Here is a 12,104-nt window from a genome sequence, read left to right on the forward strand (position 1 = left end):
TTTTTCCGCCCCCATTATTTAAGAAATTGTCATACAAGAACCTGGACCACCTGCGAATGATAAACCACAACTTCCTTGTTCACTATATAAATCTGCAACTTGCTCGCGGTGAGTGGCCGGAATGACGAAGCGATCTTTATATTTCGCGATAGCAAGAAGACGATACATATCTTCTACATCCTGTTTCGTTAAGCCAAGTTCTTTTAATACCGATTCATTTGGTTCTTTATTAATTTGCAATGCTCTCATATGTGTTCGCATAACAGCCATTTTTTTCAATGTAAGACGAATATGTGATTCATCTCCTGCAGTGAGTAAATTCGCTAAATATTGAATTGGAATACGCATATTATCAATAGCAGGGAAAATCTCTTCTGCTTGCCAGTTACTACCTTTCCCCTCCACCATGTTCATAATTGGGCTAAGCGGCGGGATATACCAAACCATTGGCATTGTACGATACTCTGGATGAAGAGGTAGAGCGATTTTCCAATCGATAATCATTTTATAGATTGGTGACTGTTGTGCCGCTTTAATCCATTCTTCAGGAATCCCTTGTTTTTTCGCTTCAGCTGCTACTTCTGGATCATTTGGATCTAGGAAAACAGTAAGCTGAGATTCATATAAATCTTTTTCATCTTCAACAGACGCCGCTTCTTTTATTTTGTCAGCGTCATATAGCATTACCCCAATATATCGAATACGTCCTACACATGTTTCCGAACATATTGTTGGCATACCCGCTTCAATACGCGGGAAGCACATTGTGCATTTTTCAGCTTTATTCGTTTGCCAGTTAAAATACACTTTTTTATAAGGACAAGAAGATACGCAAAATCTCCAAGCACGACATGCATTTTGATCTACAAGGACAATCCCATCTTCTTCACGTTTATACATCGCACCCGATGGACACGAAGATACACAAGATGGATTCATACAGTGTTCGCATATGCGCGGTAAATACATCATAAAGACATTTTCAAAATCCGTTTTAATTTCTTCTTCCATTTTCTTTACGTTCGGGTCTTGCAATCCTGTTATATGTCCGCCAGCTAAATCATCTTCCCAGTTTGGACCCCATTCAATTTTGTCGATGAATTCACCTGTAATTGCTGATTTCGGACGAGCAACTGGCTGATGCTTACGCTGTGGACTATTTGTTAACGTTTCATAATCATAGTTCCAAGGTTCAAAGTAATCATCAATTGTTGGTTGATCTGGATTGTGGAAAATATTCATAAGGCGCTTCATTTTTGAACCGGATTTCAGTTGAATTTCACCATTTTTCAATTCCCAGCCGCCTTTATATTTCTCCTGATCTTCCCATTGCTTCGGATAACCAATTCCCGGTTTCGTTTCTACGTTATTGAAGTACATATATTCAGCACCTGGACGATTTGTCCAGGTGTTTTTGCACGTTACACTACAAGTATGGCAGCCGATGCATTTATCTAGGTTCATTACCATTCCGACTTGTGCTTTAATCTTCAAGCCAATCTACCTCCTTCAGTTTGCGAATTACAACGTTTAAGTCACGCTGGTTCCCTGTTGGACCATAATAGTTAAATCCGTAGCTTAATTGGCCATATCCACCAATCATATGTGTCGGTTTCACATGAATACGGGTTGGACTATTATGCGTTCCTCCGCGGGTGCTTGTTAATTTCGTACCAGGCACGTTAATGTGACGATCTTGCGCATGATGCATAAATGCCATTCCTCTCGGTATACGGTGCGTTACAACAGCACGCGCTACAACAACTCCGTTACGGTTAAAGCACTCAATCCAATCATTATCTGCAACGCCAGCTTCTGCAGCGTCCTCTTTATTCATCCAAACAGTTGGACCACCTCTAAATAGCGTTAACATCGGTAATGAATCGAAGTACATACTATGAATTGACCACTTATTATGCGGTGTTAAATAGTTTAGTGTAATCTCTTTCCCTTCTACTTCAGGTCGTGATTTACGGAACGGTTTATGTTGCAGAATTGGTTTAAATGTTGCCATCGTTTCACCAAATTCTTTCATCATGTCATGATCTAAATAGAAAGATTGTCGACCAGTTATCGTTCTCCAAGGAATGAGACGTTCCACATTTGTAGTAAATGGTGAATAACGGCGTCCACCTTTTTCTGAACCTGTAAATGCCGGAGAAGTAATTACTGTTTTCGGCTGCGCTGTAATTTGTTCAAATGTGAAGCATTCTTCTTCACGTTCTTCTGCTAAATCACGTAGTTTTAAATCCGTTTGTTTTTCAAGTGCTTCCCATGCTTTTACAGCCATATGACCGTTTGTTGTAGAAGAAAGTGTTAATACCGCTTCAGCAGCATTAATTGCTTCTTTTATGTCAGGGCAACCTTTCGCAATAGAATCCGTTCGAACGACCCCTAATCGACTCTTTAATTGCTCATATTCTTTTTCCGCAGACCAAGAAATCCCTTTCGTACCAATCGGCTGTTTTCCGGTATTTGGTCCTAGCGCAGTCATTTTGTCATAAATCGTTTTATAATCCCTTTCGACAACATGAATTTGTGGCATCGTTTTACCTGGGATCGGTTCACACTCGCCTTTGCTCCAATCTTTAATCTTGCCAAGTGGTTGCGCTAATTCTTGTGGTGTATCGTGAAGAAGTGGTGTTGCAACAACTTCTTTCATTGGTTCAAGATCGATTTTCTTCGCTAAATCTGACACAGCTTTAGAAAGAGAAGTGAAAATGTCCCAGTCAGAGCGTGCTTCCCACGGTGAACCGATTGCTGGATTAAATGGATGTACAAATGGATGCATATCTGTACTACTTAAATCATGCTTTTCATACCAAGTTGAAGCAGGTAAGACGATATCAGAATAAAGCGCTGTTCCAGCCATACGGAAATCTAAATTAATGAGTAAATCTAACTTCCCTTCTGGTGCTTCTTCATGCCACTTAATTTCTTCTGGTCGTAACGAATCACTATCGTCATTCATTAATCCGTTCGTTGTACCTAATAAATGTTTTAAGAAATATTCGTGTCCTTTACCAGAACTTGAAATTAAGTTTGCACGCCATACGAATAAGTTGCGCGGGAAGTTATTTTTATTATCAGGATCTTCAATCGCAAATTTCAGTTCTTTATCTTTTAATTTTTGTGCAACGTATTTTCCGATTTCTTCTTGCGTTGTTGCACCAGCAGCAACAGCTTCTTTATATAATTCGATCCCATTTTTCTCGAATGTCGGATACGAAGGCAACCAGCCAAGTCGTGCCGCTAATACGTTGTAATCACCGTGATGTTGATAACGAGAGTTGCCTTCCACTGGTGATGCTAAATGTCCCACTGGTGTATCTTCATAGCGCCATTGATCTGTTACAAAATAGAAGAAAGATGTACCGTTTTGTAATTTTGGTGGCCCTTGCCAATCTTTTGCCATCGCGATTGTTTGCCATCCTTCCGCTGGTCGTAATTTTTCTTGACCAACGTAATGCGCCCAACCACCGCCGTTTACACCTTGTGCCCCAACGAGAAGAACAAGATTTAAAACGGCGCGATAAATCGTATCAGAGTTAAACCAATGGTTAATACCTGCTCCGACAATAATCATTGAGCGACCATTCGTATCAACAGCATTTTGTGCGAACTCACGAGCGATTTGAATAATAAGCTCACGTTTTACTCCTGTCATTTTCTCTTGCCATGCAGGTGTAAACGGTACGTCATCATTGAAGTCTTTCGGCTCTTGTCCGCCAAGTCCTCGGTTCACACCGTAATTTGCTAACGTTAAGTCATATACAGTTGTAACGAACACTTCGCCTTCTTCTGTCATAACCTTTTTCACTGGAATTGTACGTTCTAATACTTTGTTTCCATCATCAGAGAAGTACGGAATTTGTACAGTTCCAACATTATCTTCCATTCCAAGTAAAGAAAGACGTGGATCGATCTTTTCACCTGTTTCTTCATCTTCTAAACGTAAGTTCCATTTCTTTTCATTATCCCAACGTGACCCCATTGTGCCGTGAGGTGTTGCAAAATCGTTCGTATTCTCGTTCCAAAGTACAGGTTTCCATTCTCCTAACTTCGTTTCGCGTCCAATATCAGAAGCATTTAAGAAACGATCAGCAACGAATTGATCCCCTTTTTGTTTCAATGTGACGAAGAAAGGAAAATCAGTATATTGTTTCGCATACTTTGTGAAGTATTCCACTTGATTATCTACGTAAAATTCTTGTAAGATTACGTGCCCCATTGCCATCGCAAGCGCACCATCTGTACCTTGTTTCACACTAATCCAATCATCCGCAAACTTTGTAGATTCAGCGAAGTCAGGACTGACAGAAACGACTTTCGTTCCTTTATATCGAACCTCTGCTAAAAAGTGTGCATCTGGTGTTCTCGTCATCGGTACATTTGAACCCCATGTCATAATGTAACCAGAGTTATACCAGTCACTACTTTCTGGTACATCTGTTTGATCGCCCCAAATTTGAGGAGAAGCTGGTGGTAAATCTGCATACCAATCATAGAAACTAAGCATTGGTCCACCCATAAGTTGCATAAAGCGGCTACCAGCTGCATGACTTAACATCGACATAGCTGGAATTGGTGAAAAACCAACATTTCGGTCTGGACCGTATTTTATTACTGTGTAAAGTAAAGAAGCTGAAACGAGTTGTAACACTTCATCCCAATTCGCACGAATGAATCCCCCTTTACCACGTGCCTGCTTATACGTACGTGCCTTTTCAGGGTTTTCCACAATGCTTTTCCAAGCGTCTAGTGGTGACTCGTTATTTTGTAATTCTTCTTGCCACATACTCCAAAGAACACCACGTACATACGGATATTTCACACGAAGCGGGCTATAAATGTACCAAGAAAAACTTGCTCCACGCGGACATCCTCGCGGTTCAAAATCAGGCATATCAGGACCTGTAGTCGGATAATTAAGCTCCTGCCCTTCCCAAGTTACAATTCCATCTTTCACATAAATGTTCCAACTACATGAACCAGTACAGTTCACGCCATGTGTAGAACGAATTACTTTATCATGCTGCCAACGCTTTCTGTACACATTTTCCCATTCGCGATCTTCATATGTTTCTTGTGTATGGTTATCGTTATAACGATCTATTGGTGAAAAATATTTTAAACGTCTCATTAGTGCTGAAGGTTTCTTCTTCATATTGTTCACTCCTTTAATACGTCTCTCTTACATACCCTTACTATAAGAGAGGTTGTAAAATACAGATGTGACATTTCGCACAGTTCAAGAGATTGTCAAAAATTCCGGAACAAATATAAAAAAGTGAAAATCTAATCATTGTGGAGGGTTCACATACTTCACTGACTGTTAAATTACTTCCTTGCTTCTAGCAAAGTTTAAGATGTAGTACAGATTAAACTGAGCGTACAAAAAATTTCTTATATAATAGCGGAAGTAATTTGGGAATAGTTAAATTTGATTTGCCTAAATCGTAAGATAAGTTTATAAATGAAAATAAAATACTTTCAATCCACCATACTAAGGGTAAATATCCTGAAAATAGTTGAACCAAAAACGCCAGGAAATCCATATGATTTGCCAGCAACTTGGATTGAATGAAGAGAAGAATACACCAGAATGGCAGGATATTAAGATAATAATAAAAGGAGTAGATTATGATATTAGAACCGCTTTATGCAGAAAACATTATAGTAGCCGTCATATATAAAAATGAGTTTAGGTGGTATGTAACAGATAAAGAACTATGGTTTTTAGATTATAATAAATTAGATAATGCATATAAAAATTTAGGTATAAGCATTGAAGATAATGATGAAACGGAAGAAAGAAATGAAATAAAAGTATTAGATCATGAAAATGTAGAAGTATTTTTAGTAAGGATTAATCAATATAAAACAACTAAAGAAGAATTAAATTATTTACTACTTGAAAATATTAAAAGGAAGAAGGCAGGAGAAGATCTATTAGATTATAGTCCAGTCTTATTAATTAACTTTGATAATAAAATACTATATTCAATGTTTCCAGAACCGGCATCATACGAAAACTATGTACCAAAAGATTGGATAGGTACATATGAAGATTTCACTGAACTCATACCTACATCAGAGAGATATTGGATAAATAAGTTTAATAACAATCTACTTTTACTATAAATGTAAGTAAGACAAGAGTAATGATAGTATAAGAATTTATTACCTTAATAGAGCTTATGAGATTAATAGAAAAGTAAATAGAGTCACTAAAGCCAGAAATAAAGGAGTAAAATAGTCATGAAATATCCATATAGTTTTGAAGTACTTAACAGTAGTGATTTAGTTATGAGACTTCCTCAAGAAATAAAACTTGTTGAAACTTTTTTAGGAATTGAAGTTGCAGCTTTTGGAGATTGGATTTTAGAAGAAATACATAGTGTTTTAAACGGAGAAAAAAATTATGTAGTAGTAAATGGCAACATTTGCGGTTTAGAAATCCGGCACGACACAACTACTGTGTTAGACAATTTAGCCGAAGATGGGAAAGGAGAATATTGTGAGATTGAAACAATGGAATTGGTAGAATTGATTCATATTTGGTTAAATAAACGAAAAGAATATAAAAAAGATAAAAAATAAAGGAGTGTATTAATTTAAATAGATGGCCTCTTCATGTGAAGCCGACTTTATTTTATTCATATACATTTTAATCACAAGGCGTATTAATATATGTTCCAAACTTTACACGTAGGGTTTCCTACGCTATTTATTTTGCTCATTGAGGTCAATCTTTCCTTTCCTTCCCCTCTTCTACTTTTACCGACGATACTATTCTATATCAAAACGTATTTCACATAAAACGAGAAATCATTATTTACCATATTGCCCTAAGTTACGGAAACAATTATACTAGATGTAATCGCGATAAATAATCTGAATATTCTCAGAATTAAAGATAGAATCTTTACTGCCCGCAATTAGATGGAGTCATTCTATTTTTTCACTAAATAGATTAGAAAACGATAATAAAATTAGGAGGATTACGATGCACCAGCTTGATTCATTACATCCCATTATAGAAAAAATAATTAACAATATTGAAAAGTTAATGGTCGGAAAGCGAAAAGAAACGATCTTAGCTTTGACAGCTCTCTTAGCTGATGGTCATGTACTATTAGAAGATGTGCCTGGCGTTGGGAAAACAATGTTAGTACGTGCACTTTCTAAATCAATTGATGCTGATTACAAGCGCATTCAATTTACACCTGATTTACTGCCGTCAGATGTAACTGGAGTTTCTATTTATAATCCGAAAGAGCTCCAATTTGAGTTCAAGCCTGGACCAATCATGGGGAATTTTATACTTGCTGATGAAATTAATCGTACATCTCCAAAAACACAGTCTGCCTTACTTGAAAGTATGGAAGAAGGCAATATTACAATAGATGGCATGACAAGACCGTTACCAAAACCGTTCTTTGTAATGGCTACACAAAATCCGGTCGAATATGAGGGAACATATCCTTTACCAGAAGCACAGCTCGATCGTTTCTTATTGAAGCTAAAAATGGGATATCCTACACCAGAAGAAGAATTTGAAATTTTAAACAGGATGGAAAAAACAAATCCCCTCTCCCATTTACAAGCTATTACAACAATAGAAGAATTACTTTATTTACAACAGAGCGTACGGGAAATAAGCATGGACAAAGCAATCAAGCATTACATTGTAAAGCTTGTTAGTCAGACTCGTTCTTATAGTTCTATACAACTAGGTGCAAGTCCACGTGGCTCGATTGCTTTAATGAAAGCTTCACAAGCTTATGCATTCATCCATGGTAGAAATTATGTTATTCCAGACGATGTTAAATTTTTAGCTCCTTACGTATTGGCTCACAGACTCATTCTAAAAATGGAAGCAAAATTTGAAGGAATTACAGGAGAACAAGTTATCGCAAAAATCGTTGCGCGAACTACCGTACCTACTCAAAGGAAGATGAACCTTTAATGAAACGGATACTACGAGCACTCTATCATTTTATTAAGTTATCACTCATTCCGTTATGCCTAGTCTTAACATTTGTATACGCTATGCTTCAAGGAGGATTTGTAAGTTGGTTTTTGTTTTACAGTGCGATTCCTATTGGCCTTTATTCACTATTGCTTCCCTTCTTTGCTTTACGGAACGCCGAGGTAAAACGAAGAACAAATCAAGACGAATATGTAGCAGGAGAACCATTTTTAAGCACGATTACAATAAAAAGAAGTTTTCCATTTCCCTTACTTTATTTAATTATAGAAGATGAACTGCCATTACAATTCACAAATTGTAAACAAACGAAAGTAAATAAGGCAATACTCTTTCCAGGATTGAAACGAAATATTTCGTTTCAATATGCAATTGACACAATCCCTAGAGGAGAGCACTCTTTTTCAAGCGTACGTGTCAAAACTGGCGATCTATTCGGTATGATGGAGAAAGAAGTAACTTTTTCAGTTCCAGATACATTTTTAGTCTACCCTCAGTATGTAGATATAACATATCGACAAATGGAAAATCATTTCGAACAAGGAGCACTTTCAGCAAATATAAATTTAGTAAAAGACTCTACCATTTCTGTCGGTGTGAGAGACTATAAACCTGGTGACCGCTTTTCATGGATTGATTGGAAAGCAACTGCACGAACAAACAACATTATGACGAAAGAGTTTGAACAACAGCGCAGCCATAATATTATGATATTCATGGACAGAACCCCATCCCCTCTATTCGAATCAGTCGTCACATTTACTGCCTCTATTGTCAGGTCTGTCTTGAAGCAAAATTCACCGGCGTCATTCGTATCTATCGGAAAAGAACGAACTTTTTTCCCTTTAGACAATGGGGATAGTCAGTTGCATCAAATCTTTTGTCATTTAGCGAAAGTACACGCAGATAGTGTATTCCCGCTCTCCCGGAGTGTAGAAATGGAATTAAGAAAAATTTATGAGCCCGTCACGATTATACTCGTGACAAGCGATCTTTCCTCCGATATTCAAAAGGCGGCTGACTTTGCTGCTATAAAAAATAGAAAATTAATGGTGTTTGTCGTAAAAGAAAAAGCAAATCAACTCTCACACCGAGAACTTAGTATTCTAGAAACTCTACAAAAACGACAAATATTTGTAAATGTGGTTTATGGAAACCAGTATACAACCGTGTTTTTTGAGGTGAGCAAATGATAACATTACAGGCAAAAAAACAATTGGATATGACTAGATTTTTCATGCATGCATGCGCATTTCTACTTTTACTAGAATGGCTAAGGCCGCTCGTAGGTATTACAAACGTAGGTAGATTAGATGTTTTCGTAATATTTATAGGGATTTGCTTCACTCTCTCTTTTTTTCAAATAAAATGGCAGATTCCAATAAAGATCGTCACGATTTTATTCATCATTCATTTCCTATATTATAAAAATGTTTTTATAAATCCATCTTGGCTAACGAAATTTTTCACTGATATTTCTCGAAATTCCTCCTTGTTATTTCAGGGGAATTTGCTGGATATCTCTCCAGTTTTTCCAACACTTTTATTTTTTTTATCCTTTTGGTTTTTGAGTGCTTTCATCTCTTTTTGGATGATTCATAAAAAACGTGGGTTGTTATTTCTTATATTGACTATTATTTATATCACCACTTTTCATAACTTACATTTATACACTGCAAACTACGCTATTATTCGTACTGTTGTCATCGGCTTTTTTATGCTTAGTCTTCTTCGAATAGAACGAATAAAAGAGATGGAACACCTACAAAATTTTGCTAGAGAAATCTCAAAATTACTTAGACCTCTTACAATATTTATTGTATTGTCAGCAACGATCGCATACTTCGCTCCAAAATTTGGCCCTCAATGGCCAAACCCAATGGATTTTTTAAAATTCAACACATCCGAAGCAAGTAAAAAACAAGAAGTTTCTAAAATTGGGTATGGTTTAGATGACTCGCGATTAGGCGGTCCTTTTAAGGCAGATCCGACAATTGTTTTCACAGCACAAACGCAAAACAAACAATATTGGAGAGTCGAAACGAAAGATTTTTATACAGGAAAAGGCTGGGAAGTTTCTGAAAATCAAAAAAAGGTTTCTTTTAAAAATAAAAACGACGTCGTGAGCTGGTACGAACAAAATACAAAAACGGAGGCCACTGAGGCAACAATCACCATGCAAAAAAGTTATCCTCACCTTACCTATCCAGCAGGATTAGTATCTGTCGAGGCTTCATCTAATGTATCATACAGTGTTGACCCCTTTTCAGAAAAAATCTATACGATGGAAGGAGATTCTTCTACTACTTTACATTCATATAAAGTAACATATGAGATCCCGGAGTTTTCCATAGAAAACTTGAAAGCTGTAAACACGAATGAAGGCCAAGAAACAAATCCTTATTTCATGACAAAGTACACGCAACTTCCCGAATCATTACCGCAGCGAGTCAGAGACTTAGCTGTTAATCTAACAAATGATAAAGACAACCGATATGATAAAGTTTTAGCTATTGAAAACTACTTCACCGACCATTCTTTCGTATATGAAACAATGAATGTGTCGTTCCCTGCCAAAAACCAAGATTATGTAGATCAATTTCTTTTCGATACAAAAAGCGGCTACTGTAATAATTTCTCGACGTCTATGATTGTGTTACTTCGTTCTGCTGGGATTCCTGCTCGCTGGGTAAAAGGTTATACAGAAGGAACTCTTGATAATACGCTTGCCTCTGCAGAAGGTGAGGATGTTTATAAAATCGCGAACGATAACGCACACTCTTGGGTCGAAGTATATTTCCCTGGATACGGATGGATTCCATTCGAACCAACAAAAGGATTTACCAATCCATATAACTTTACAAATAATACGCCTGCTCCTACTATACAAAATAGCGCAGAAACTAATTCTCAAAATGCGCAAATGCACCAAAGAAACAATGAAGCAAAGCTCAAAAGTTTAATAGAAGATACAGAAGAAGCTCCTACTAAAAAGATTACAAATGCTAAAAATAGATTTTTTTGGTGGTACGTATTCCTCTCTTCGATGTTAATTAGTATTATAGGATACATTCTCTTCGCTACTAGAATGAAATGGATTACATTTTTTATCATTCTTTTCTATAAATACCGAAAAGATGATGCTGTTTATAGCAAAGCTTACGGTGCACTTTTAAAACAATTTGGCAGAATTGGTATACCACGAGGGGAAAGTCAAACATTCCGAGAATATGCTCTCCACATTGATACACTTTACAACTCGGCTCATATGCAACAACTTACTTTCAGTTATGAGAACGCTATGTATCAAAAAGGACAGGCCGCAGCAGAATGGAAGAAATCCGTACACATATGGGAAATTCTTATGAAAAAAGCAGCCTCTCCGCCTAAATCAAATGACTTCCATTCAGCGATTTAATCTTGATAATGTGAGTTGAAAGAAAACGCCTCAAAGAACTACATTGTTCTTTGAGGCGTTTTTTAATAAAGTGAAACTTCTAGTTATTCTCCAAGTACCTTCTCAATCTCAACCTCTAAATCCATCGGCTTCGTCTGCGGCGCAAAACGCCCTACTACTTTCCCATCTTTTCCAATTAGAAACTTAGTAAAGTTCCATTTCACTGCTTTCATACCGAGTAAACCTGGGGCCTGTTCTGTCATATATGTATACAGAGGATGAGCCTTGTCACCTTTTACATCAACCTTTGCAAACATCGGGAAGTTTACACCGTAGTTTAACTCACAAAAACTAGTAATATCTGCTTCTGTACCTGGTTCTTGTCCTCCGAATTGGTTACAAGGGAAACCGAGTATTTCTAGTCCTTGGTCTTTATATTTATCATATACTTCTTGTAAACCTTTATATTGCGGTGTAAAACCACACTTGCTAGCTACATTTACAATAAGAAGTGCTTTTCCTTCGTAATCTTTTAACGATTTATCTTCTCCTGTTATCGTTTTAGCTGAAAAATCATAAACTGTCATTTTCCTTACCCCTCTCTTCACTATCATTCTATGTTTATACTATACTACATTCATGAATATACAGCTCTTATTACGTACTTACACCCCAATATGATAGCGCTTTATTTCCGTTCAAAAATTCGACACA

8 protein-coding genes are annotated in these 12,104 nt (G+C 36.9%); 5 read left to right on the top strand and 3 right to left on the bottom strand.

The window, feature by feature from the left end; all coding sequences use genetic code 11:
• Nucleotides 1-18: 18 nt before the first annotated feature.
• A complete protein-coding gene (gene narH / locus ACUN0F_RS22965; protein WP_445540231.1) occupies nucleotides 19-1,494 on the bottom strand; it encodes a nitrate reductase subunit beta in 1,476 nt (491 codons plus the stop codon).
• A complete protein-coding gene (locus ACUN0F_RS22970) occupies nucleotides 1,484-5,167 on the bottom strand; it encodes a nitrate reductase subunit alpha (protein WP_445540232.1) in 3,684 nt (1,227 codons plus the stop codon). Before ACUN0F_RS22970 ends, narH begins: the two co-directional genes overlap by 11 nt.
• A 476-nt stretch (nucleotides 5,168-5,643) precedes the next feature.
• Between ACUN0F_RS22970 and ACUN0F_RS22975 the strand changes: the two genes are divergently transcribed.
• The 5 genes from ACUN0F_RS22975 (at nucleotide 5,644) to ACUN0F_RS22995 (ending at nucleotide 11,411) form a co-directional block, all read left to right on the top strand.
• Nucleotides 5,644-6,144: a hypothetical protein gene (locus tag ACUN0F_RS22975; RefSeq protein ID WP_445540233.1), complete on the top strand. Its 501-nt coding sequence runs from the start codon at nucleotides 5,644-5,646 to the stop codon at nucleotides 6,142-6,144.
• A 117-nt stretch (nucleotides 6,145-6,261) separates the two neighbouring features.
• On the top strand, nucleotides 6,262-6,603 hold the full coding sequence (locus ACUN0F_RS22980; protein ID WP_445540234.1) for a hypothetical protein: 342 nt from the start codon (nucleotides 6,262-6,264) through the stop codon (nucleotides 6,601-6,603).
• Nucleotides 6,604-7,009: 406 nt separating this feature from the next.
• The gene (locus ACUN0F_RS22985; RefSeq protein ID WP_445540235.1) at nucleotides 7,010-7,972 is read left to right on the top strand and encodes an AAA family ATPase; all 963 of its coding nucleotides are present in this window, start codon (nucleotides 7,010-7,012) and stop codon (nucleotides 7,970-7,972) included.
• Nucleotides 7,972-9,186 carry a DUF58 domain-containing protein gene (locus tag ACUN0F_RS22990; protein WP_445540236.1) on the top strand — a complete coding sequence of 405 codons (1,215 nt, stop codon included), beginning with the start codon at nucleotides 7,972-7,974 and terminating at the stop codon, nucleotides 9,184-9,186. Before ACUN0F_RS22985 ends, ACUN0F_RS22990 begins: the two co-directional genes overlap by 1 nt.
• The gene (locus ACUN0F_RS22995) at nucleotides 9,183-11,411 is read left to right on the top strand and encodes a transglutaminase TgpA family protein (protein ID WP_445540237.1); all 2,229 of its coding nucleotides are present in this window, start codon (nucleotides 9,183-9,185) and stop codon (nucleotides 11,409-11,411) included. Before ACUN0F_RS22990 ends, ACUN0F_RS22995 begins: the two co-directional genes overlap by 4 nt.
• Before the next feature lie 83 nt (nucleotides 11,412-11,494).
• On the opposite strand, the gene bsaA is transcribed toward ACUN0F_RS22995, so the two are convergent.
• A complete protein-coding gene (gene bsaA / locus ACUN0F_RS23000; protein ID WP_000219425.1) occupies nucleotides 11,495-11,977 on the bottom strand; it encodes a glutathione peroxidase in 483 nt (160 codons plus the stop codon).
• Between the last annotated feature and the right edge of the window lie 127 nt (nucleotides 11,978-12,104).

The organism is Bacillus sp. 1A (assembly GCF_052682215.1).